This window comes from Acidithiobacillus ferrooxidans ATCC 23270, from assembly GCF_000021485.1.
GTDB lineage: Bacteria > Pseudomonadota > Gammaproteobacteria > Acidithiobacillales > Acidithiobacillaceae > Acidithiobacillus > Acidithiobacillus ferrooxidans.
This window is the reverse complement of record NC_011761.1, coordinates 970,957-993,653: the sequence shown is the minus strand read 5'-3', so window position 1 is coordinate 993,653 and position 22,697 is coordinate 970,957. Positions and strand designations below refer to the sequence as shown.

At 57.3% G+C, this 22,697-nt stretch carries 24 protein-coding genes; all 24 read right to left on the bottom strand.

Annotated features, from left to right (window positions below; translation table 11 throughout):
* Window positions 1-57: 57 nt before the first annotated feature.
* The 24 genes from AFE_RS05165 to AFE_RS05050 all read right to left on the bottom strand — a co-directional run bounded on the left by AFE_RS05165 (window position 58) and on the right by AFE_RS05050 (window position 22,696).
* The gene (locus AFE_RS05165; RefSeq protein WP_236608975.1) at window positions 58-1,164 is read right to left on the bottom strand and encodes a hypothetical protein; all 1,107 of its coding nucleotides are present in this window, start codon (window positions 1,162-1,164) and stop codon (window positions 58-60) included.
* Between the two features lie 24 nt (window positions 1,165-1,188).
* Complete coding sequence (gene mazF / locus AFE_RS05160; protein WP_012606809.1) at window positions 1,189-1,530, bottom strand: endoribonuclease MazF; 342 nt, start codon at window positions 1,528-1,530, stop codon at window positions 1,189-1,191.
* Window positions 1,530-1,769: an AbrB/MazE/SpoVT family DNA-binding domain-containing protein gene (locus tag AFE_RS05155; protein WP_012606808.1), complete on the bottom strand. Its 240-nt coding sequence runs from the start codon at window positions 1,767-1,769 to the stop codon at window positions 1,530-1,532. Before AFE_RS05155 ends, mazF begins: the two co-directional genes overlap by 1 nt.
* A 57-nt stretch (window positions 1,770-1,826) precedes the next feature.
* Window positions 1,827-4,886, bottom strand: coding sequence for a conjugal transfer protein TraN (gene traN, locus AFE_RS05150; RefSeq protein ID WP_012606807.1), 3,060 nt, complete (start codon window positions 4,884-4,886; stop codon window positions 1,827-1,829).
* Window positions 4,887-4,951: 65 nt separating this feature from the next.
* A complete protein-coding gene (locus tag AFE_RS05145) occupies window positions 4,952-6,202 on the bottom strand; it encodes a TraU family protein (RefSeq protein ID WP_012606806.1) in 1,251 nt (416 codons plus the stop codon).
* A complete protein-coding gene (locus tag AFE_RS15265) occupies window positions 6,199-6,480 on the bottom strand; it encodes a hypothetical protein (RefSeq protein WP_049759419.1) in 282 nt (93 codons plus the stop codon). Before AFE_RS15265 ends, AFE_RS05145 begins: the two co-directional genes overlap by 4 nt.
* On the bottom strand, window positions 6,480-7,748 hold the full coding sequence (locus AFE_RS05135) for a TrbC family F-type conjugative pilus assembly protein (RefSeq protein ID WP_012606805.1): 1,269 nt from the start codon (window positions 7,746-7,748) through the stop codon (window positions 6,480-6,482). The genes AFE_RS15265 and AFE_RS05135 overlap by 1 nt, the downstream gene beginning before the upstream one ends.
* Window positions 7,745-8,545: a hypothetical protein gene (locus AFE_RS05130; RefSeq protein ID WP_041645441.1), complete on the bottom strand. Its 801-nt coding sequence runs from the start codon at window positions 8,543-8,545 to the stop codon at window positions 7,745-7,747. Before AFE_RS05130 ends, AFE_RS05135 begins: the two co-directional genes overlap by 4 nt.
* 16 nt (window positions 8,546-8,561) lie before the next feature.
* Window positions 8,562-9,593: a hypothetical protein gene (locus AFE_RS05125; protein ID WP_148208605.1), complete on the bottom strand. Its 1,032-nt coding sequence runs from the start codon at window positions 9,591-9,593 to the stop codon at window positions 8,562-8,564.
* Window positions 9,594-9,641: 48 nt separating this feature from the next.
* Window positions 9,642-10,196, bottom strand: a complete 555-nt coding sequence (locus tag AFE_RS05120) for a S26 family signal peptidase (protein WP_012606801.1) — start codon at window positions 10,194-10,196, stop codon at window positions 9,642-9,644.
* Entirely contained in the window at window positions 10,156-10,650 is a 495-nt protein-coding gene (locus AFE_RS05115) for a hypothetical protein (protein WP_012606800.1), read from the bottom strand. Before AFE_RS05115 ends, AFE_RS05120 begins: the two co-directional genes overlap by 41 nt.
* Window positions 10,650-13,250, bottom strand: a complete 2,601-nt coding sequence (gene traC / locus AFE_RS05110; protein ID WP_012606799.1) for a type IV secretion system protein TraC — start codon at window positions 13,248-13,250, stop codon at window positions 10,650-10,652. Before traC ends, AFE_RS05115 begins: the two co-directional genes overlap by 1 nt.
* Window positions 13,247-14,011 (bottom strand): thioredoxin domain-containing protein, encoded by a 765-nt coding sequence (locus AFE_RS05105; protein WP_012606798.1) that lies wholly within the window; start codon window positions 14,009-14,011, stop codon window positions 13,247-13,249. Before AFE_RS05105 ends, traC begins: the two co-directional genes overlap by 4 nt.
* Window positions 14,001-15,191, bottom strand: a complete 1,191-nt coding sequence (locus AFE_RS05100) for a GspE/PulE family protein (RefSeq protein ID WP_012606797.1) — start codon at window positions 15,189-15,191, stop codon at window positions 14,001-14,003. Before AFE_RS05100 ends, AFE_RS05105 begins: the two co-directional genes overlap by 11 nt.
* 176 nt (window positions 15,192-15,367) lie before the next feature.
* The gene (locus AFE_RS05095) at window positions 15,368-16,291 is read right to left on the bottom strand and encodes a hypothetical protein (protein WP_012606796.1); all 924 of its coding nucleotides are present in this window, start codon (window positions 16,289-16,291) and stop codon (window positions 15,368-15,370) included.
* A gap of 52 nt (window positions 16,292-16,343) precedes the next feature.
* Window positions 16,344-17,168, bottom strand: a complete 825-nt coding sequence (gene dsbG, locus AFE_RS05090) for a thiol:disulfide interchange protein DsbG (protein WP_012606795.1) — start codon at window positions 17,166-17,168, stop codon at window positions 16,344-16,346.
* Between the two features lie 120 nt (window positions 17,169-17,288).
* Window positions 17,289-17,699, bottom strand: a complete 411-nt coding sequence (locus tag AFE_RS05085) for a hypothetical protein (protein WP_041645435.1) — start codon at window positions 17,697-17,699, stop codon at window positions 17,289-17,291.
* Window positions 17,700-17,773: 74 nt separating this feature from the next.
* Window positions 17,774-18,181, bottom strand: a complete 408-nt coding sequence (locus tag AFE_RS05080; RefSeq protein ID WP_012606793.1) for a hypothetical protein — start codon at window positions 18,179-18,181, stop codon at window positions 17,774-17,776.
* A gap of 35 nt (window positions 18,182-18,216) precedes the next feature.
* Window positions 18,217-18,714 carry a type IV conjugative transfer system lipoprotein TraV gene (gene traV, locus AFE_RS05075; RefSeq protein WP_012606792.1) on the bottom strand — a complete coding sequence of 166 codons (498 nt, stop codon included), beginning with the start codon at window positions 18,712-18,714 and terminating at the stop codon, window positions 18,217-18,219.
* Window positions 18,711-20,342 carry a TrbI/VirB10 family protein gene (locus AFE_RS05070; protein WP_012606791.1) on the bottom strand — a complete coding sequence of 544 codons (1,632 nt, stop codon included), beginning with the start codon at window positions 20,340-20,342 and terminating at the stop codon, window positions 18,711-18,713. The genes traV and AFE_RS05070 overlap by 4 nt, the downstream gene beginning before the upstream one ends.
* The gene (locus AFE_RS05065) at window positions 20,339-21,511 is read right to left on the bottom strand and encodes a TraK domain-containing protein (protein ID WP_012606790.1); all 1,173 of its coding nucleotides are present in this window, start codon (window positions 21,509-21,511) and stop codon (window positions 20,339-20,341) included. The genes AFE_RS05070 and AFE_RS05065 overlap by 4 nt, the downstream gene beginning before the upstream one ends.
* Window positions 21,508-22,131, bottom strand: coding sequence for a type IV conjugative transfer system protein TraE (gene traE, locus AFE_RS05060; RefSeq protein ID WP_407918984.1), 624 nt, complete (start codon window positions 22,129-22,131; stop codon window positions 21,508-21,510). The genes AFE_RS05065 and traE overlap by 4 nt, the downstream gene beginning before the upstream one ends.
* Window positions 22,119-22,418: a type IV conjugative transfer system protein TraL gene (gene traL, locus AFE_RS05055; protein ID WP_236608974.1), complete on the bottom strand. Its 300-nt coding sequence runs from the start codon at window positions 22,416-22,418 to the stop codon at window positions 22,119-22,121. The genes traE and traL overlap by 13 nt, the downstream gene beginning before the upstream one ends.
* A complete protein-coding gene (locus AFE_RS05050; RefSeq protein ID WP_148208604.1) occupies window positions 22,385-22,696 on the bottom strand; it encodes a hypothetical protein in 312 nt (103 codons plus the stop codon). The genes traL and AFE_RS05050 overlap by 34 nt, the downstream gene beginning before the upstream one ends.
* Window position 22,697 lies beyond the last annotated feature (1 nt).

The following is a 22,697-nucleotide window of genomic DNA, read 5'->3' as shown; positions in this document are numbered from 1 at the left end:
GCCCATGATTTCCTTTCCCCCGATAGCAATGAGTTGCGCGAATACTGCGACAGGCTCCTAGCGCTTTTCCAACTTTGCCGGAATAACCATTGCTTTTGGTGAAGCGTAACGCGTAATTTTTCCACCCTTCCACACTGCTGCCTTGCCATTATAATGGTAGATCACCATCCATCCTGCTAGCTGACGATCATGCGCGGAAATCCACTGTGGAATATTGAAGCCCGGCTGAATGCCATATTCAATGGTCGCTAAAGCCATAAATGGATATTCAATGTTCTTTGAGTTCAGAATATAAAATGGCTGAGCAGGTCTTTTCCAAGGCTGAACCGTCCACGTTAACCTCCTTGGCAAGATGGCTGGAATAGGCTTTGGTTTTGAAATCCAAGGAATCCAATTCCAATTGAAAAGCCCATCCTGGTAATCAACCCACCACCCGGAATGGATACGATACAGGTATGTACCAACCGTACCGCTGGCCCATGTACCAGGCGTCAGGAATGGGTCCATAGTGATAGCCATGTGCGAGGCCGTATTGAGCCCTTCCCGCCATTGTTGCGTCGGATAGTACCGTGCCACCCAAAATATTTTGCCAGCGTTGAAGGCTTTTACCTGGTGGTTATAATCGGTTAGCGCCGCAAGGCCAGCGATTTTCTTCGATGAGCCAGAGGTGGGAACCAAAAAAGAGGCTAAAATACCAGCGGGACCTAACACGGATCCAGTAACCACAGAACCAACTGCCAACCCGGTCCCTACAATCCCGATTGCACCTGGTCCACCACTGGTAACTGCAACCAATGTTTTCGTGGCTTGAGGATTGTTACCTTCCTGTGCCGCATACGCATAATCAGAGCCAGGCCCTGTGTATTTCTCGTTATAATAAGCGGCACAACTATTGGCGGTTGAGGCATATCGAACGTGACAAGTGCTAGATATCGTTTTCTTCTCTCCAAAGTGTCCGTCCTGGCTAACTATGCCTTGAATGGTAGCTGAACGGAGCGGTATCTTTTGATGGTCATGCAAAAGACCAACATCCATAATGGCGGCACGTTCTGAACATCCGGCAAGCAGCGAAGCCAAAATCGCCACGCTTAAACATTGCGTTACATTTTTTTGCCATCTCATCGCTAAACTCCCATTGCCGAACACATCCGTTGTATGTCCCACGGCGTGGTTCCTTTCTCCCAATAGCTATGCCTTGCGGCCAATCAGCACGCAGGCCTTCGCCCTTGCCTCATCCAGTTCCAGCGCCGTCACCCGCCCTTTGAATCTGACTTGGCGCTCCTCCCAATCCAGGCTTTTCACCTGGTCCGCAAGCACCACGCCGGGGATATCTCCTGCGATGCGCACTTCAAACGGATATCCCTTGGCCTGAGTGGTCATCGGACAGCAAACCATCAGTCCCGTTTTTGCATGGTAACTCGCGGATGTCAGCACCAAAGCGGGCCGGTGGCCCTTTTGTTCGTGACCAGCCTGCGGGTCAAAATGTAGCCAGACGACATCGCCAGCTTCCGGAACATAGGCAGCGCCCATCAGAGCAGTTCCCTGCCAACTGCCGGCCCAAAATCGACTGCAGCATGCATGTTCTCCGGCGTAATGGCCGCTACCATCTCCTCCAGATCGAACTTTTGCCGAAGTGTTTCGATGATAATACGCCCACCCTCTTCCCGCACATCCACAGTATCATCCAGGTGCAATTGAGCCGCTTCCATGACGGCGGCAGGCATGCGTACGGCAGCGCTATTCCCCCACTTTTTCACAATCACCCGCATGGCGTTCCGCCCCTAACGTATCGTCTTTGTTGATACTATCCCGTCAGGCCAAGCTGGTCAAGGGCTGGCATTGGGGTTTATCGTTGGCATTGGCACTGGTGTTACCGGCGTGCCAGAATGGCCAACCGGTATCGGTGCCTGCTCAATATTTACATCACCGCCTGGATGATCGATTTGCGCCGGCGTATAGATGGCTGATCCTTGAGCATTACCCCCCGCAATCAATCCTGCGCTCTGCAGCAATGCTTGCCATTGCGCCAAGGAAACCTCAGACCAGTCCACTGCCGCAAGCTGCTGCACCGTGAATCCGCCGCACTGGGGATCCTGGGGGGTGCCATAACCCCCGGCGACGTTGGGCTGACCGATCTTGATTTGCGCCGCAATAATCCGTGAAAGCGGACTCGCGTAGCAGCAGAACACGTCCTTGTGCTCCAGACAGAAGCCCAAAAATTTATCCGTGCAATAGGTCCCCAGATTCTGGCAAGCATGGAGTTTGCGCTTCTGTCCGAGTTTAAACTCTTCGTTTTTGCATGCGGTCAGGAGATTACCAATAATTTGCAAAACTTGGTATGCCAAATAAACCCATCCTATAATACTCGCGGCGTCTGCAGCATAACTTCCAATTTTCTCTGCTATTTTTGAAGCAAGGAACGTCATTACCTCCTTTTCAATTGCTTTCCCAAAAATCTTTTTCAATACCCATTTTGCAGCAGTTTCTAACCATCCCTTTATTTCGTTCTCCATTGCAGTCTCCAGCCCTTTGGTAGCAGGAGGTGAAGTAAAGACTGAATTGCTTAGGATGCCACAGTCGTGGAACGCATATGGTCCAACCTGACCAAAGGCTTGCGCCACAGCATCAGCCGCGCCCCTAAAAGCTGTGACCACATAACCCCAGCCTTGAGCCGCCCATTGATCCATGGTGCTGTAGGCGCCTTCCACCCAACTATGGAATGCTTTCATACCCCAGACATGCGCATCTACAATCGGTGCATTGGCGATCTTCCATGTGTCGTGAGCGAGCTCAAGGTAACTTGCCAAGTTTCCGGATTGCCCTGCATCCTGCAACCCTTGTGCGCAGCAGTTATTCGTGAATACCCCACCGGCCGGCCAGGTCCGGCAATAGTCGGCAGTACCGCCAAAAATGATCGGCTGACAATTGCCTGCCGCCATAGACGTACCGGTTGCGCAGACGGCCCCCTGCTCCATTTGTTGCAACGCGGACAGGGCCGTGAGCGCCTGGCTGAATTGCAGGTCCTGGTTGCCGAACAGGGCGTGGCATTCCGTGCCCATGCATTGGATCGGGCTATTGCACAGGATGCTCTGGGCATGCGTGTTCGGCGTGGTGTTGGTCGTCACGGACCCGGGGTTGACGGTGACGGTTGACCCCGCTTGCGCCGCGTTTTGCGGTACATAGACCCAATTGCTGTTGGTGTCGATCAGCACCTGACTGGTGCCGTTCACGGTGCCGATGATGGTGAGGATGCCCGATGATGGATTGGCCGCCGTGCCGCCACCAGCATTGGTGATGTAGTACATGATCTGGTCCGGCCCCGGACTCAGCGTGATCGGCACGGAAACCACACCTCCGGTCGAAGGATAGGCCGCCGCTCCATCGCCGCCTTGCCCCCCATCCGAGTAGGTCGCCACCTGCGTGCCGTTGATGTCCACTACACCTTCATCGTCGGCCGCCAGGTACAGCGTGGCGTTCAAGGGCGCGCCCGTGGTATTGGAATACACTCCCTCCATGAGATCCGTCGTGCCGTTGGGCACTCCGGCCCCGCATCCTCCGGCTGTTCCGTAGATCCATTGTGCATTGGGGTCAGGCCAGTCAGCGGCATCGATCCAGCCGGTACTGGTATAAGCCGAGAGCGGTTCCGTACAGGCGACCGGACTGGACTGGATCGACGGCGCGCTGGTCGTGGTCGTGCTAGGCCCTGTCGCGGATGTCCCGGCATTGGTAATGTTGACGTTGTTGTTTGTGCAGGCGACGTTCTGGTAATACTGGCTGAAGACGTTGGGGTTGCTCTCGATAAAAGGCATCATCTGGTTGATCATGCCCTGATTCGCCGGATTGCTCAGGAAGTTGTTGAGCATCGGGTCGCTGGCATAGGCGTTCATGCCGCCCGGGTAGGTGGAGATGTTTTCCAGATAGGATTGGGCATAGCTGCATTGCCCGTATATCTGCTGGTACTCCTGGGACGCTGCCGTGACGGCGCCGCTCCCATACCCCCCGGTCAAGATGGCCGCACCATCTCCATTGCCATTGGCGTAGACGCTTCCCGTCGCGCCGCCGATGATCCCTTGCAGGTCTGCGGTCAGCGGCGCCAGTGCGTTCTCCAGGCTCTGCGCCGCCGCAGGGCTGGTGATGGCCGTGGGCAGCGCCGCGCACCCGGACGCCACGGTACCCAGCGGCCCCGCCCAGGCGGCGGCCAGCGTCCCCAAGGAAGGCACCCCGGACACGCTCAAGAGGTTGCAGGCTGGCGCGTATTGATAGTACCCGTTGATCACCGGCGCGCAGGTGGTTTCCAGGGCGTTGCCCGCGCTGTTGACCTGGCTAAGTTCCTGCCCAAACGTCTGGATGGATTGTTGAGCGCCCTGATATGCCGCCAGCGTGCTTCCACTGGTTCCGGCCATAGCTTGCGTCAGGGAGGTCGCTGCGGCCTGCAAGGGGCCTTTGCAGGCGTTCTGGGTGGAGGCCACCGCACCCATGCCCTGCTGCTGGAACTGATTGAGCGGTCCCGGCCAACCAGAGGGACAAGTCGGATCACTCAAAACCGCCGTGTTGGCGGCGCTGGCCTGATTGAGCGCGTTCCCTGGCGTCAGCCCCACATTGTCCGACAGGTAATAGGAAGAAGCGTTATTCTCCACACCCGCTGGCTGAGTGCCGGCGAAACCTTGCATCTCCTGACCACCGGCATTGCCGGCGGCATCGGTTTGTCCGCCCAGAAGCAAAGTGTTGCCGAGATCCGCTCCGCTTTGCGCTTGGTTGATGAACGTACCGGCATTGGCGGTTGCGGTAGCCTCGTAAATGACCCCCAACGCCGCCATCCAGGCGATGAACAACGCGCCGGCGCGGCGCTGGCGTTTGGGGTGCCCCATCCAGATGAAAAAGCCCATCAGCTACTCCGCGCAAGTCCGGATTACATACCAAGTATATTAAAACGCTGTTATGAGTGCGAGCGTTACCCCGTCGGCCCCTGATTGCCGATCAGCCCCAGGCAACAGTTAGTCCATTGCCAGACCAGATACACATAATTTCCTCCGGTAGCTGGTTGCGTATCCCATTCTCCCCACTGGAACGGGGTCTGCCCCATCCAATGCGTACATTCCCCGGACTGGGTTGGCGGGGCCTGAATATTCACGCCGCCGTTCTGCGGCAACGTACCCTGATTGCTGGCCGCAGGCGTCACATAATTCGCCGGCGGCATGCTACCTCCCGACGGCTGGGCGCTGACATTGGGCGCCGTGACGCTGGCGTTGGGCTCCTGATTGGTCTCGTCATTGGGAAACAGAATCTGGAAGCGGTATTGCGCCTTGGGCAGCACATACGTGCGGCGTGGGCCGCAAAGCGTGCTGTTGCCCATCGTCCGTTCCAGAAATCCCAGGCGAAAGCCCATGGCGATCATGCGGGCGACATCGATATTCGAAGCCTGAATCGGGTCGTTACCCCCAAGATTGCTGCCAACCATCGGGTAGAGCAGCCCCCAGCAACCCGCTGTCCAATATTCATCGTCGATAGGCTGTGCCCCCAGGGATTCCTGCGCGCATTCCTCAGTGGCGCCCAGCAAGCCAATCGGGTTGTCATAAAGCAGTTCTTCCGGACTTGCCAGGAAAGACAACAGATCGTCGTTCCAGGTTGGAAACACTTCGCTCATGAGCATGAGGTTCATGCCGCTATACCCGGTATTGCAGTCGGGGATGTTGGCCAACTGCATCATGGTAATCAGGGGGAAGGTCCACAAATGCACGTTGAAAAAAGTGCTGTTCTTGTTGCCGGTAGAAACTCCGGTGCCGACGTTGCCGCCCCAGGAACCCGTCCATTGTGAACCGACCGTGGAATCGGGCTGCAGACTCACGCCACCCAGCACGGGCGAACAGAAAGGATGGCTCACGGCCTCCATCAGCATGGTCGGTTGCCAGTATCCGATTTGCACGCCCACCGTCGGGAGCTGCAGATGTGACCAGCTTCCGCCGCATTCACACATGAACCCTGAAGAAGCGCCATTGGGCACTCCGGAATTGCCACCGAACCAGGTCATGCCGGCGATGCGCAAGGGGAACAGCGCCGACCAGCAAACACCGCCGATCAGTTCGTTGAAAACACCCGCGTCTGGACACAGGGTAGCCACCTGGGCACCTGTAGCAAGAGCGGGAACCGCAAACGTCAAGACAAGCGCAGCGGCAATGCCAGCGATCTTATTGCGCAATTTCAATGGTCTAACCTCGTTTCAACAACGGGAAATGGTCTTGGACAATGGGGATTATCTCGATGAAGCGTCATCCCCATGCCATGCAGCGCTGCCATGAAATATTCGTCGTTCGCGCGGATCCACCCGACAATCCACGGGCTATTTTTGAGCACTTCCGGGTGTTCTTTTGCGATCAATTCCAGCAATTCCCGATTCTCATCGATACGCTTGTAAATGCCGCCGGAAGTCAGATCAAGGGCAGCACAGATCTCCTTGTATTCTTTTTTCTTGCACCCAAACATTACCGTTTTGCTCCCGGTAGCGGCTCTTTCGGAACCGTAATGGACAACACATCGTGATCCGGCTGGATCAGCGCCGGCACCCGGTTGATGCCGAGCCGGTGCGCCAGATGCGGATAGAAGCCGTACACCGGATGCTGCAGCGCAGTCACCAGCCGGTCTTCGCCCTGCAAGGTCTTCGGTAGCTCGCTGGCCATGATGACCACGTTGGGAACCGTGCTCTCCCAGGCCTGCACCTGAGCCACCTGCCAGGCCTGGGCCGGATTGAACACGATGTAGCTCTGGGTCCACGGGAACGGGAACGCCGTCAGAGGGTTGATCTCCTGCCCTTTGCGCACCAGCACCTTGCCGTTCGGCATGCGAATGGTGGCGGTCGCGATAATGCTGGGATTATAGGTGTAGCTTTTGCCGTGGAGGGAATCCGGCAAGGCGTCGCCCAGCCGGGTGGACATATTCTCCCAACCTCTCTCCTTCGCCTGCTCCACCGTCTTTTTCCAGTTGAATGTCTTGATCTTCTGTTCGAAGATGGAAATCATGTTGGGCTCGGCCACTTTCCAAGTATGCCCATGGATTTTAGTAGGGCTGTCTTTCCCTTGGTTGATCGCCCGGATCGCCCCCTGCAAGCCGTCGCCATCGCCGACGATGACGCTCCAGGCGCCATTGCCCGGCTGATGGATGATCACCGGCACGATGTTGACCTTGTGGTCGGTAAAGAGTATGGGATTGATCTCGACATTCGCCGCTTTTTTTGCGGATGGCATCAGCCGGTTGATCTTGCTGACTGTTTCCGGCAACCCTTCAGGATTATCCGGCCAACCGCGCAACACGAACACCGTGGTCTCGAATAGATGCCGGTTGTCCGCCACTTCCGCGAACCACTTGCGCAAAATCGCCTTGGGCATGTCCATGGAAATGAACACCAGCGTTTTGGCGGCATTCTCTTCTTTCGCCATCAGCGTGTGGTCCACGTATTCCTGGAGCGCCTTGCCATGCAGATTTGGCGGTACCACCGGCACCCCATTGACCCGCGTGCGCAACCATTGTTGAGCGGCGCTGGCGGATTGTGGCGCGTACTGTTGGGCGTAGCGCTGGAGGATGTTGTTCGCCTGCACGTCGGATTTGGGCACGGCCATCTCCGTTTCTGCGGCAGCCTTTTTGGGCACCCGCAACCAGGCCGGGGCAGTCTGCTTTCCAGCATTCTGCATGATGCTGTCGGATCGCTGGACGATGGCGGTGACTTGCTGCTGATCGACAACCGGAGTAGGGATCATTGAGCGTGTCCCGCGAGAATTTCCGCCGACTTCACGGTCGATTCCACCCGCATCAGGTTGCGGACAGGAATGGCGGCGGAAATCCCCGCTTGTGGAAACAGGATGACCAGGAAAGGCGGTTTCATGGGAATGTTGCCTAAAACCACCTGATTCCGTTGCGCGAAGCGGGTTCCCATGTCGGTGACATACCCGGGCGACTGGTTTTTCAACACGGCCATCAGGCGCTGTTCCCGCCCGGCGTTGCCGGCGGAAAGAATGGCCGGCGCCAAGGGCCCGTACGGCACCATTCTGAGTGCCAGGACTTTCAGTGTCCCCTTCTTGGCCATTTGCCCCGCCTCGCCCATCATGGCCGTCATGACTTGGCGGCCGTTCGGCGTAGAAGGATTGAACACAGCAATCATGACATTGGCGGCCGCCTTGTTACCAACGACGATCCCGGAAAGATTGGCGCATTGATAGGCGATCTTGGCGGCGGCGGCACCCTTCACCAGGTTGACCTTGCCAATATACTTGACCCCATACCCAGCCGTGACATTCATGCCAGTAGCCAAGTTCAGCACCAGGCCGCTGATCAGGTATTTCCCGTTGGGCGTCAGGTAGGCGATGGCCTTGCTGCCGTTGTACGTCATCACGACCCCCGTGAGGCCGTCCGGCCCCGGGAAGGTGCTGATGATCTTCCCTGCGTGATGGGAAGCCAACACGCGCGCCAGGATGCCGGTATTGGCCGCCATCGCATGGGTGGCCAGAGATCCGGCCAGTAAGGTGGTTGCAAGTGTTGTACGCCAGACTATTTTCAATGGTTTCTCCAGTGATTTAAGGAGCGCTACAGCTTTGGGTATAGCAATCGGTTTGGCTTGCTGGTGGCGCGGGATTTGGTGCTATTGGTGGACCAGCCACTTCCTGCCAGGAGTTGCCCTGCCCAGTTGCGCTATAGATTGTTCCACCATTCCCTACTACTTCATCTGCGGTGCCAGATGGATTCGCTCCGTAATAAGGTCCGGATGATGATTGTGGGGAATTCCATACCGTAACATCGAGCGTGTTAATGCCCGGCTGAAGGGTCACGGTCATGGTGTTCAGCGCATCCCAATTGGGGTTATAGCCAACCTGCTGGCCGTTGATGAAATACCAACCTGAATTATCACTTTCTCCATACCATGTGACGGTGACGGGAGAGCTCGTTGTATTGTCTATCGTGGTCTGTTCTGTGTAATACGCGTTTCCAACGATTTGACCATCGTCAGCAAGGGCTACAGGCGCGATAAAAACCGCCTCATGGGGAATTGAGGTATCGGTACAGTACCCAGCTCCTCCAACCCATCCGCCGGTACTGGTAGTGCAGGCATTGGTCAGGTTGTCCTGGTCCACCCCGCCGGGAGGTGGCGCATCGCATACCGGTATTTGGCTTTGTGTGCTGTTGGCGAATCCGCAAGTACAGGAATCTCCACCCGATTCGTAATTGGCCAGATTTCCACTGCACACGGAATAATATGTCACGCACTGCGGCGTCGCCGACTCCCCATTACAAGAGCAGTCTTCTCCGGTCTGGTTGTCCGTGGCGATCAGGTTGCGCTGACACGCCAGGGTGTTGTTCGCATATCCCTCTTCCTGTGCAAATTGCTGGTTGACTACGACGCAGTTGGGATGGAAGTTGAAGATGTCCTCCAACACTGGCCAGCCGTAGTAGAGCGCCAATGCGCCCAGCAGCACGAAGACAATGCCCATGTAGTAGCGCAGATACACCATCAGGCCCACTGCAAAAATCAGCGCGCTCGCGGTCAAAAGCAGCCCCAGGCCGCCCTGCGACCAACCTTCCATGGCACAAATGACTGGCGATGTATCCACGACCATCCTTATCTGTAAAAACTATTACATAGTATATTAAATTTTTTATCAAAGCACCCAGGCCCGACCCAGGATATTCTGGTCCGGCACCGTTCCCCAATACCGGCCATCATACGACCCCGATGTGGTGCCCATCATCAGGACGTGCCCCTTTTGCACAGTATACGTGCCGGGTTTCAGTATCTTCAGGTGCTTCATTTGGGCCCAGGGGATCAGCCACCGCTTGCCCCAATATTTCCCATCGATCCAGACAGATCCGTCCTTTTGGATGCGAATGGTACCCCCCGGCAACGCCGCCACGTACTTGACCACCAAAATGCGCTTGTCGCCTTTGGTGATGACGTCTTCCTTGTGATAATGGAAGAGCACAAGCTCACCCACATGCAATGTTTTGGGCTGCTCGTAATGCACCAGGAAGTTCGACCATGGCAGGCAGCTTTCATATTGCGGATCGATGCTAATGCCGTAGTGCATGGGGATATCGGATCGCACCGTTTGCGCAAACGCCCCAAAAATCAGGAGCGCCCAAACGCCTATGCCGACTTTCGCCTTGCGGCTGAGTTTATGAACGTTTGCCGGATGCGGTGACGCTTGCGTTGCCATTTTGCCCCCCGTAGAGCGCGTTGAGTTTCGCCATGACGATTTTCTGCACGGCACCGGTGATATTCGCGGATGGCGGCGCCGCCAAAATTCCCCGCGATAGCACAACGTACCCGCGCTGGGCGTAGCCGTGAGCCGCCTGCTCGATGGTGTCGCCAACCACCCTACCGATTTGCGAAGCCTGCCCGGCGTTGATGGGATGCGCATTGGCGTAACGAGCGGCGGAAGCCATGATGGCGCCGGCGTTCAGCACCAGCACCGTGCCCTTGGGGCGCGACTGTAGGGCGGATCTCGTAAAGGATGGTGCCGCCGGCACCTTGCCATGACCGCCACTGAACCAGAAGGACACCGTGCCAGCCACCAATATGCCGGCCACGGCCATGACCGTGAAACTGTGCCGCTCCCAAAAGCTTTTCTTTTCCGGCTTGATATCTTTGGATTCTGCTGTCTCTTCCATCAGGCAGCCCCTTTCGTTTCTTCGACGTCTTCCGCAATGCCTGCGATGTCCCCCAGATATTCCACTTCCTTACCCCCCTTCTCCGCTTCTTCCGCGTCTTCGCTGTCCAAGATCTCACCGGAATACTCCCCGGTCGAAAACTCCGGGTGTTGCGCCAGAAACTGGCGAATCGCGGCGTCTGGATCCACCCCATTGCGCATGGCCTCGACGACCTCCTCCTTCTCGGGTCCATCGGTGGCGAACAGCACCCGCCGATACGGATCCAGCTTGAGCCGGCCTATCGCCATGGATTCTTCCGAGTACAGGAAGGTCTCTGCATATTCCTTGGTCTTGCGCACCGTTTTCATCATCGCCAACCCGGATGGACCAATGACGAACTGTTTGTTGTTCTCCAGTTGGGCCACGCTGTCCGCATTTTGCCGCATGACCAGAAAATGCGCGGTCTGTGCGGAGATCGTGCGGGTTTTCTCGTTCTTGTAGAGATCCGAGAGCGCCTGGATGCCGATCCCCAATGCCCCCTGGTGCTTGGCCACGCGCCGCGCCAAGCCTTCCAAAAAGTCCAGTGCGGTCTGAATTTCGAGCAATACACTGGCCTCATCCACAAAAAGGATGCGCCGGCGCTTGTCCGTTGCGCTCGAAATCTCCTTGCCGATGGCGAACATCATTTGCATCAGCACCACCAGCATCACCTGCGGCCGCCGCTGCAGCTCCATGAGTTCCAGATTCACAAAACGGGAACCGTTCAGGCTGACGTTCATCGGCGCATTGAACCAGCGGCCATGCGCTCCATTCAGCGTAAACTCGTTCATCATCTTGCCCATGGCGATGGCGCGAGGGTTGTTGTCCTGGGCTACCAGATACGCCTGCACGTCGGTTGGAGTCGCCTCGCGGCCGGCCTTGCCGTATACGGACCGGATCGCCATGGCCACCGTGGACAGGTCCTCGTCGGACAGCTCGCCACGCGGCGAAATCATCGTGCCGATGATGGCCGTCAACTCGGATATCTCGTCGTCCAGCACGCCGACCACCGTAAACGGATTGAGCCCCACGTCCATTTCCGGCCGCAAGTCGATGTGATCCCCGCCAAACAGCTTGCATAGTTTCTCAAAAGAACGCCCAACCTCGATCACCCAGACCTGTGCGCCGACGGAAAGCTGATCCATGACCAACTGCTGCGCCGTCACCGACTTGCCGGACCTGGTCATGCCGGCCAACACGAAATTGTGCCCGGAGTTCGAGGCGAAGATATCGAAAACCATCAGATGACCGCGCCTGGACACCAGCAGGGTGCCGGAACAGGCGGGGCTTAGGCGACTATCCTCCATATTGTTGCCCTGCCAGTCGGAAATTACCGGGCAGGCGGCCACCGCATGGGTGGTCCCCACCGATTTGTACCGAAAAGTCATGGCCATGCTTTCCCGATCTGGAAACAACGGCATGGCGTTCAGGAACATGGGCAGGGCGATCTGCTTGTCGGGCAGCATCACGAACCCGGCTTTGGCCGCATGGCTGATGAACGATCCCGACGCGTTCTTGACCGTTTTCGCGTCCGGTCCCCAAAGCAGCGCGGTAAAGGCCATCTCCAGGGCATTATCCCCAGTGTTGATGGCCTCCATCAGAAAATCGATACCTTCCTTTTTGAGGCGTAGCTTGGGACTCCAGGACATCATGCGCTTCCCCGACTGCCAGTTGATCAGGGTGGATTCGTTGGTGATGGCGCGCCGCTTTTTCACCTGGTCCGGGATATTGATGGTCCAGACCAGTGCCGCCGGCAGGGTCAACTGGGTTCCTCGCCCCAACGGATCTCCCATGAGGAAGTTCGTGGCCAGCATATTGATCGGACGCGAGAATTCCTTGATGGAAAGTACCGAAATATAGTCTTTCTCCCCATCGCCGTGATCCACGCTCAAATAGGATTCGTGATCTTCGATGGCGTCCCCGGGCCCTGTGATCTGGTCCCGGAGCAAGGCGTTTTCATCAAACTCCTCTTCCCACTCATGACGCAGATGCAACATGCGTCGCCAAAGCGACAGGGCGATATGGTGATCCACCCGGTATGGGGACATCATGTTGATGGTGGAGGCGAAAGACCCAATTTTCTCATCTACCATGTCGATCTCGTCGTCCGTGGGAAACTCCGCGACGGGAATCTTGATGGCGAAAAACACCAAATTTTTCGTCAATGGAACGCCGGAATCCTGAAAAACCCGATTCCGGTTCTGCGCCGCCTCGAAATACCGATGAATGTTCTCTGCGGTACCGTTGATGAGGGTTTTTTGTTGGTCGGACAGGCCTTTGTCATCGGAGTTGCCGCGCCGGCGATCCAGGAACCGCTCCAAAATGTCCATCGAGTCCGGCACGTTCCAGTTGACCGCCTGAATGATCGTCCCGGCCGGGAAGTCGATGGAGAGTGCGGAGGACAACTCCTGCACGACGGATTCGTCCGCTCCGTACAGCGTATTGCACATCAGGATCGCGCCGACATACCCCCGCTCCATGAAGATCAGCTTTTTCTTTTCGTCCACCGCCAACCACGGGAAGAAATCCCGGGGCCGCGCCCTGTGGATCACACGGAACAACTGATCGCGCACTATGCTCATTCGGAGGGTTCCTTGAGTTTGTCGAGACTTTCGCAACGGGACACCAGCCCGTTGGCCAACTGGAAAAACAGGCTGTAATTACCCTGGGTGTCGCCCGGATTGATCAGATAACGTCCGCAAATGATCAACGTCGGCGTCTTGACGATCTGGGTCTTCAACATGATCTTCTCGTCGTTGTACACCAGTTGGCGAACCCCCTTGTACCCCAGCATTTCCCGGTACAGGGAGGGCGGAATGCCCGCTTCTTCCGCCGCCAGCGCATAGGTGCGCGGATCCTGGAACGCATAGCCCTGCTTTTGCACCAGAGAAAAGGCCGCTGCGTTGAAGCGAGGGATGGCCTTCGGATCGATGACCGCCGCCGCGTAAAAACCCTGCGCCATGGGTACCCACCGTTTGCCGATCGCCGCCGGCATCTGGTCAAACCGGATGGCCCTGGGCAACGTGGCCGACCAGCGCAGCATGGCCGTTTCCAGACGCATGCAATAAGGGCACTCGTACGCCATCACCTCGATAACCGAATGGTCAAGATGGGCGCCCAGATGCACGGTCTGATAGGGCTTGAATCCAGGCATGCCTGCACCCGGCTGGGATGTGCCAGGCAACCCGGCCAATCCCGCAGACCCTATTCCCATGCCAGGCAGACCATCCGCGAACGCCATCCTTGCCGGGAGCAGCCCTGCCGGGAGCAGCCCTGCCGGGAGCAGCCCTGAAAACAGGACCAGTCCTGCCGACAACATGCCCACCAATCGCTTACTCCGCATCCGACAATCCCTCCACCAACGCACGGGAGTTGGTTTTCTTCTGCAGCACCAGATCCAGCGCCGTCTTCGCCAATGGCTGGTATTGCGGCTGACGATCCGCCACCCGCTGCATGGCCTCACGATCGCCCAGCGCGTCCCGGAATTCCTTCGTCATGCGGATGCACTCGAACAAGGCCATGCGGCTGATATAGCCAACGCCGGAACATGCCTCGCACCCGGCGCCGACCATCTCCGCTTCCGGCGGCTCCATGCCCCAGGACGTGAAAAACTCCGGGAATTCCACGGGATGTTCTTCGGCGCAATGCGGGCAAACGATCTTGATGATGCGCTGGGCGATGATGATTTTGACGGATGCCGCGAGGATATGCCGGGGCACCCCCAAATCCTCCAGCCGGAAATAGGTGTCCACCGCGCTATTGGCATGCAGGGTGGAAAGCACCAGGTGTCCGGTCATACCGGCCCGCATCGCTGCCACCGCCGTTTCCTGATCGCGGATCTCGCCGACTAGAATAATGTCCGGGTCCTGCCGCATCATGGCCCGCAAGGCCGTATGAAAAGTGCGCCCAGTCCCCTGCCCTACCGGGATCTGCTGCACCCGCTCCATGCGGTACTCCACCGGATCTTCCGCCGTGATAATTTTCCGTGTCGGCTGGTTTAAGTGGCCCAGGCCGGCATAGAGAGTGGTCGTTTTGCCGGAACCCGTGGGCCCCGTGGTGAGAATCAAGCCCTCCCGCAACGCCAACGCAGCACGGAACATCTGCTCTACAGCAGGCGGCATATTCAGGTCTTCAATGGGTATCCCGGCATTCGCGGAGTCCAGCAATCGGGTGACCTTGGAAAAACCGTTGGTGGTCGTGACGCGGTTGTAGCGCACGTCGATCCGGCGACCATGGCACTCCTCCATGAAGCGCCCGTCCTGCTCCAGGCGATTGTCCGCCACGTCCAGATCGCAGCGGTAGCGCATCTTGATGTCGAGGGTGTGCGCCATGTGTTTCGGCAACGTCTCGATGATGCTGAGTTGCCCCAATATGCGCGCGCGCACCTCGATATCGCCGTTCAACAGTGTCTCGAAATGCAGGTCGGACCAGCCTTTTTCAGCGGCTTTGTCGTAGACGGCATTCAGAAAATCCACGACATCCTGATCGTGATCGCTGGTGGAGATGAAGCGGTTGACTTCCAAAGCGCAGGCCCTCTTATTGATCGGTTAAATATACTAGCAAACAAGCAACAAAAAAAGGCCCGGGATACCCAAGCCAATAACCGCACCGCAAAAACATGATCAACCGCCGGCCAACAAGCGTCTCTGCGGATCCGCCCGCTTCTGCTCGTCCACCTTGCGTTGCGCCACGCTGCGCCTCAAGTGCGCTGATTGCTGTCAAAACGCCGAAGATTATTAAGATAGCCGGATGCACCATCATAATGACATAGCATCTCGGCAACTTCCGGCGTTACCGCAATCTGCACACCGTCGGATCGGGCTGCATCCCGGTTAACAATACCGGAATGCTTTAGCAGCAATTCGTGGAGATCCCGCGCAAACGCAAGATAGGGATCATTCATTTGTCTTTTCTCGAAACCCTCCCAGGACACCCGCAGAGATCCCTTCTTTTCCAGAGTCTTGACATTCAGACCGGCCATCTCCAGGCGTTGTCTCACCAACGACATCAAACCGAGACCATCAGTGTCCCCTATGATATCGGCATGTTGTGCATCGGTGATTTTAACGGAAGCATGCTCACCCGTTGAAAAAAGTAATGTCAATTCCTGGCTAGAGAGCAATGTATTCACGATCAGTTTGACTTCACCCATCCGCGCCGCTTCCAGAATCCTGCTGTAAACAACTCGCTCAATTTCCTGAATTTCCAGAATTTTTTGTTCAAGAATCGGATTGGTATACGATTTTCCGGTCTGTATGGCATCCAACAGTGCTGCGCTAAATGTTGTGTTCATCTGGGTGTATACAGCCTTTTCACCTGAAAACTTAACCCTATTACCAGGTGCCAACGCATCTCCAAATAACGCGCGCATCAAGAAATCACCCGGCTGTCCTGCAATGGAAACAACAGGCTGATCACTGGCACCATGCGTAATGGTCACAACATGCGTGCCTTGTTCAAGCAGCCTTTCGACCAATGGGTTTAGCGTTTCTCCAACGCGGTCAGCATCGTCAAAGATTGTCAGCAAAAGCCCTGAGCGAGCGGCATTCTTTGCTATAGTGAGCGCCAGTGTGGTTTTGCCTGAATTGGTTTTGCCACTGATATTGATCAACACACCGCACATAATGAAACTCCTCTTGATTTTCAAGCCGCCTAAACAATGAAAAGCGCAGTTTTTAACCCATCCCCGCCACAAAACTTGACATATCGGACGGCATGCCGTTCACCACATGCCACTGGTGTTTGGGGCCCCGGTAGATCAGATAAGGTGTACCACCAATCCCGTGCTGGTTCATCCAGGTGTTGTTCGCCTGGATCGTCCGGATATCGGACTGGGGAATATGCTTCAACGGCACCGTTCCGCCCTCTTCGGTCGGCGGCATGATGTAATGCGTCTCGTCGTATGCCCAGGCCTTTGCCGGGTCTTTCGAGGCCAGGATGGTCGCCGCCTTGGGCAAGCTGCTGGGCTTCAGGAAGCCCACCGGCACCAGCTCAATCCGTACAGCGCCTTTTTTCAGGTAAGGCAGCAGATGCTCATAGGTCAGATGGCAGAACACGCAATTGGGATCCATGACCATCCAGACGGTTTTGGGCGCGCTGGGCTTTCCAATCAGGAAATGCGCCGTTTTCTGGATCGCCGTGCCCATCGCCGCCGGCGTGAATACTTTCGGCAGATCCGCGCTGGGGAGGTATTCATGGGCGTACTTCATGGACTCGTTCGTGCCTTTCCGGTTGAACATTCCGCCCATGAACAGGTATTTGCCGTCCGCGCTCGCGTACATGATCATCGCGTGCCCAGGCGCCAACTGCACGGCATATCCATCCATGTCCGCCACCCCGGTATGAAACGCCTTGAGGATCTGGGCATGCCCATGACTCATGGCAACAATCGCCTCCGCTCCAGGCTGGAAATCCTTACCGACATTGGGCACGCCGGCTATGGCCGCCCCCGAGACTCCTGCGGCCAGCAATCCGGCCAGAATGGTTTTACGCAGTTTCAAGATCGTTTCTCCTCGCCTATTTCGTTAACAGTAATAAATATACTAGCTTATTGTCCAGGAGGCAAACAAAAAGCCACGGAAAAATTCCGTGGCCCTTTGCCATCCCGAATGGGATATGGGTTAAGCCCCCGCCGCCCCGAGAATCAGGGTATGAGCTATGGCCAAACCACCGTTGGCCGCGAAAATGGTGATCAGCACCGGGATGCCGTAGTACAGCGCCACGGCGCCGCCGACGATCACCGCCAGAATGGTGCCCTTACCCGTGAACACCATCGAGGCCACACCGAAGATCAGACCACCGGCAACGATGGCCAGACCCAACTGCCCCTGCGCCCATCCTTCTATGCGCTTGGCAATATTGGTGAAGGACACGCCGCCGGCGCCCGCATGGGCTTCGATCAGGGCCGCCAACAGAGCCACAGTGAACAGCGCAGCGGCCATGATGACCCGCTTGCTGGAGAACATCCGATCCAGTTTGGATACGGCACGATTGTACAGCGATACACCAGGGAACGTCGCAACTGCTTGCATGAAAACCTCCTGAATCTGGATGTGCCTGATGTGGTCCACCACGGCACAAGCCGTGGTGGACTTAGCTCTGGTGCTTACGCTGCCGCCCCGAGAATCAGGGTATGAGCGATGGCCAAACCACCGTTGGCAGCGAAGATGCTGATCAACACCGGGATGCCGTAGTACAGCGCCACGGCGCCGCCGACGATCACCGCCAGAATGGTGCCCTTACCTGTGAACACCATCGAGGCCACACCGAAGATCAGACCACCGGCAACGATGGCCAGACCCAACTGCCCTTGCGCCCATCCTTCCACACGCGTGGCAATGGTGGTGAAGGATACGCCGCCCGTACCGGCATGGGCTTCCATCAGCGCGATGAAAAACGCCATCGTCATCAGGGCAGCGGCCATCAAAGCCCGTTTGCTGGAGAACATCCGATCCAGTTTAGATACGGCACGATTGTACAGCGATACACCAGGGAACGTCGCAACTGCCTGCATGGGAACCTCCTGAATAATGTGCAAGCTGAGGACTCTCAATAATCAGCGACCGGGATTGGCACATGGGACGAACCATGTCCCAAGGTCCAACTTTGTGGCTGAATAATGGAGTAAACCATGCCCGGAAAATGCAGATTGCCTTCCGGACCACGGTAAGGTGCGACCCAGACCCTGAGCACCCGGGGTTGCGTGAGCAACGGTTTCGGATATCCGGTCGGAGCCTGTAAAGGCTGATTTCCTGTAGTATATTGAGCAGCTTTACCACCGTCAAGCGTTTGCTGTGACGGGGCGGTCTGCGGGTGGATGTTGGGAAGCTGGTCACGCGCGCTGGGTGAGGTGTGCAACAATTTGCGGGCCTCATTCTGCGCCTTCAACGTGCGCTTGTCGGGATTCACCTGATCCCGATGCCGGGTGATGCCCCAGGTTTCCCGTGGGCCTACGCATACCCCGCCTTTCCCATGAATACAGGGATGCGACGTCGCGCATCCGCCGAGAGCGATGATGGCACTGGCCAATGCAAAACGGATCTTCACGGCTGTTGTTCTCCTGGTTGAATGGCGTAGGATTGCCGGGCGGCAGCGGTCTGATTTGGAAAGGCATCCCGCACGGCGCTGGATTGTCCATTACCGGCGTACGGGCTCTGCATGCCGTACGGGCTCTGCATGCTCTCGCCAGGGGTTAGCGCGGGCCCGCCCTGCGGGCTGTTGCTGATGCTGGACGCCGACTGGTACTGGGCTTCCGCCAGTTGGCCCTTCGTTTCGCCATGCACATGCACCCGCACGCCGGTCTCGATGATCATGGAAACGGATACGCCAGGGTTCACCTCAATAGTCGGCAGTTCCGATTCGGCCTCATGCAGATAAAACTTGGAGATTTCTCCCGCCGGTGTCGATATGCCACCAGCCAGTGCGCTGCCGCCCATATAACCCAGGGAAGGCATCTGATAGCTTTGCGCCGATCCGGATTGTGGATTCAGACTCAAGCTATCCACTTGATTAGGTTGGATCGCATTACCCAGCCCAGAGAAAATACCCGACAGGAAGGACTTCAGCATGGCCGGACCCTGATGGGAGATCACCTTGCCAGGAACACCGCCATGCCCGCCGCTACTCACGACATACGCGTGAATTGGCGCCGAAATGACGTTCCCAGTGCGACGGTTCACGCAGCTCAACGTGTCGGTGCGCATGAACACCCGTCGCTCGTTCATGCTTCCGTATCCGCTCGCCAGCACTTCGCAGTTTTCCAGATTGATGCGCAGGCCGTTGGGCAGGATGGCCTTTTTCTTGATACGAATGTCCACGATCTGCGGATTGTGCTTCGAATCCGGCCCGGTACCCGCAATAACGCCGTTGATCAGCACGCCCGTTAGGATGGTGGAGGCCGGCAGATAGATGCCCGTCTTTTTATTGCTGACCTTCACCGTGCCCCCCAACTGCTTCAGGGTCTTCGGCTGGTGATAGCTGACCGTCGGGCGCCGTCCGGCGATGGCGGGCGCGGTTGGGACGCCGTGCGCGCCAGGTGTCCCTGGTATTGCCGGGGCCGTTGGCGGCGCAATACCATTGGTAGACGGGGATGATGCCACCCCGCCTTCCCCCAGGATCTCAATGGGCTGCGCCGGCGACCAGGTGTTGACCGGCATGGAGGGCGCCGGGGCCACGCCAGGTGCTACCTGATTGTACACCGGCTGCTGCTTCTCCGCCTTCAGGGTTTTGATCTCCTGCGTCAGCGCCGCGATCTGTTTTTGCGTAGCCGGGTTCTGCAACTGCAGGGCGTGTTTCTTCTCATTCTCCTGAATTTCCTTGAGCACTTCCTGGCTCATCTGCCCTTTCAGGTCCTTCATCTGACTGCTTTTCACGCCGTTTTCTTCGGCGATGATCTTGGTCAGAGACTTGAGCTGTTTTTGAGTCGAGGCGATCTGCGCCTGCAAGGATTGCGGCGTAATGTTCTGAGCGCGGGGCACCGTCAGCTTATTACTGGAAACCTCCTCCGCTTTTTTTAATGCTGCCTCTTCGTCTTGGTGATGGTGGAAACCGGACAGGTTGGTGCCGATCACTACCGCACCGATCACCCCGGCAGCCAAGCCGGCGAATTTGATTTTTTGCTTGCGTTCTGGCGACTGGGTTTTCCACCAGAGCTTGAACTGCTCTTTTGGCTTCAAGAAACACCCCCGAGCGTGCCGTGCGCCGCCGTCAGTTTCGTGATCACAAAAACCTGCGTTTTCTCGCCCGGATATAGATGGTGATGCGGATACACGCTGGCGGACAGGACGCCAGGCGCGTAGAAATTCGTTTCCATCAGGTTCACTGGCCCAACCAGGGTGTTTTTCAGGGAATAGGCCGTAATCCGGTACCGGTTGCCTACCCAGGAAAATTCCCAAGTCCAGGAGAACGCGCCGCCGGGCCCCGGCAACGCCAGCCGCTTATGCGACTGCCGATAGTTTTCCGGCACCTGCTTCAACGCCGCGTCCCGCATCAAATGCACCATGCGCTGCGCATACCCGGACCTCTGACCGGTGACGGTTGGCGCCACCGAGGGAATGAATCCCGGAATGATCAGCCGGTAATTCTTCGGCGGAATCTTTTTAGGGATCATGGTCAGCGAAATCATCGGGTCATGCGGGTTCTTGCCCGTCACATAAACGCCGACCGGGAATGCCGGCGTCGTGGAAACCACCAGGTTCTGGCCATGCACGATAGGTGTCGCCAGCTTGCTGTTGGTCACCAGCATCTCCGGATGGCGAAAAGGCGTCTCGATCAGGTTCGGAGCGACACCGCTGACGATGATGGAGTACGTTTTTCCGGAATGCACCCGGATGTTCTGCTGCCGCACCATTGTGCCGTCCTTTAAGGCGGCGCTCATACTCATGTGCGGCGGCTCTTCCTCTCCGCCCATATTGTTCGCGTACCCGGAGATCATTTGGGGAGACGCGCCCGCCGGCGGAGGAACAAAACCACCAGACGGCAACGGCGCTGGCAATCGGCCCGCTCCCGCATAACCCGTGACCGGGACGGCGGCGGGCGTTCGCCCGAAGGACTGCGGCGGCAGGCCAGCATCCGCTGGCTGACTGGGACGATTGGCAGCGGCCTCCGCCCTTCTCACTTCCGCCTCGACGGCGGTCTGATCCTGGGCCGGAAGCGTTACCCCTCCTGGCGTCGGGGCCGACGGGATGGTGCCCAGGCTCTTGAATGCCGGAGAGGGCGGCATGGGCACCGGACTGGTCGGAAACGCCGGCTGGGCGCCCTGCACAAAGGCGTTGGCGTCAGCCAGAGAAGAAACGCAGGCGCCCAGGGCCCCGCACAACGCGATGACTACGGTCCTGCGCTTCAAGAGGCGCCTCCTTGCTTTTTGACGATGTGATGCAGTTTCCACTGAATGGTGTGCGGACTTCCGGCATAAGAGTGGAAATCGTCCAGCACAGGCCTTCCAGCGGCGATATGTACCCGCATGGAAAAGGTGAACGGGGTGGCGGATATGGTCCGGCCAGCGCCATTGACTTGGCGCAGCGTGCCATGCACGAACACGGTGCCGGTCTGGCTTTGCCAGATCACCGACTTCGCCTCAAAAGCGAACGTGGCATCCGCGTTGGCCTCTTCAGCCGCGCTTTGCGCGATCCGCGACTTCACCCCTTCGTAACTCACGGAAGAAAAGAGTTTGCCCATCGCCTTTTCGACAAACGGCGCGTCGCCCGGGGTGAGGTTGCCCATCAGTTCCGAAACATACAGCCCCCAGGACTCGTAATAATCGGCGTCAGCGCTGGCATAGCCGATCTTCACCGCCTTGTCGATGTAGGGCGGCACCAAGACCATGCGCGTTTTTTCCGTGACGATGGCCCATTGCTGCATCAGCACCACTACCGCCAGAACGCCAATGACGATCAGGAACGCGCGGTTGTTGCGGAGCAGGCCTTCGTAATCCTTTTTGAACAGTTCGAATTTCAATCGACCCACTCCTTCGTATTGCCGTTTTTGAAAACATCGTTGATGCGCCACCATCCGAACCGATAGCTGAGATGGATCAGAACTCCATTGAGCTGATTGGTCTTCCATTTTGAAAACAGATGGCCCGCAAAAAACGCCAGCACCATCATGATGGTCAACTCGCGCAGCACATATCCGATGATGAAAAACATAATGACCACGGCCAGGGTGTCGATGTCCCAAAACAGGATCTGGCGCTGGTCATCAAAGTGATTAGGTATCCTCACGGGTTGCATGCTGGCCCCGTTTTCGTCCATTTCCACCCTTTTGGCAGTGCCCCGTCCGAGGCCTTTCCCTGATCTTTGCTGCAGGACCAGTAGGCATGCCCGCTCTTGCCGCAAGGCAGATTGGCCGGATGGCATGTCCAGGGGTTACTGGCCATCTGGTAATGGAAAACCGGCACGGCGGGCAAATGCAGCGGCATGGTGATCTGCCCTGGTGTATGTCGCACCGGCGCCACTGGCGCGGTCACGCTGTTTTCCAGCACCCACTCCTGCGGAGAGCGCCGCACGATCATGGGTTCCCGCGCACCCATC

What these genes read in the sequence shown, in the direction of transcription:
- AFE_RS05085 (WP_041645435.1), bottom strand. Translation starts at nt 17,699, where the DNA reads ATGCAAGCAGTTGCGACGTTCCCTGGTGTATCGCTGTACAATCGTGCC.
- mazF (WP_012606809.1), bottom strand. Translation starts at nt 1,530, where the DNA reads ATGGGCGCTGCCTATGTTCCGGAAGCTGGCGATGTCGTCTGGCTACAT.
- AFE_RS05080 (WP_012606793.1), bottom strand. Translation starts at nt 18,181, where the DNA reads ATGCAGGCAGTTGCGACGTTCCCTGGTGTATCGCTGTACAATCGTGCC.
- AFE_RS05050 (WP_148208604.1), bottom strand. Translation starts at nt 22,696, where the DNA reads ATGGGTGCGCGGGAACCCATGATCGTGCGGCGCTCTCCGCAGGAGTGG.
- AFE_RS15265 (WP_049759419.1), bottom strand. Translation starts at nt 6,480, where the DNA reads ATGTTTGGGTGCAAGAAAAAAGAATACAAGGAGATCTGTGCTGCCCTT.
- AFE_RS05155 (WP_012606808.1), bottom strand. Translation starts at nt 1,769, where the DNA reads ATGCGGGTGATTGTGAAAAAGTGGGGGAATAGCGCTGCCGTACGCATG.
- AFE_RS05115 (WP_012606800.1), bottom strand. Translation starts at nt 10,650, where the DNA reads ATGGAAGAGACAGCAGAATCCAAAGATATCAAGCCGGAAAAGAAAAGC.
- traL (WP_236608974.1), bottom strand. Translation starts at nt 22,418, where the DNA reads ATGGACGAAAACGGGGCCAGCATGCAACCCGTGAGGATACCTAATCAC.
- AFE_RS05095 (WP_012606796.1), bottom strand. Translation starts at nt 16,291, where the DNA reads ATGTGCGGTGTGTTGATCAATATCAGTGGCAAAACCAATTCAGGCAAA.
- AFE_RS05120 (WP_012606801.1), bottom strand. Translation starts at nt 10,196, where the DNA reads ATGGCAACGCAAGCGTCACCGCATCCGGCAAACGTTCATAAACTCAGC.
- traC (WP_012606799.1), bottom strand. Translation starts at nt 13,250, where the DNA reads ATGAGCATAGTGCGCGATCAGTTGTTCCGTGTGATCCACAGGGCGCGG.
- AFE_RS05105 (WP_012606798.1), bottom strand. Translation starts at nt 14,011, where the DNA reads ATGCGGAGTAAGCGATTGGTGGGCATGTTGTCGGCAGGACTGGTCCTG.
- AFE_RS05135 (WP_012606805.1), bottom strand. Translation starts at nt 7,748, where the DNA reads ATGATCCCTACTCCGGTTGTCGATCAGCAGCAAGTCACCGCCATCGTC.
- traN (WP_012606807.1), bottom strand. Translation starts at nt 4,886, where the DNA reads ATGGGCTTTTTCATCTGGATGGGGCACCCCAAACGCCAGCGCCGCGCC.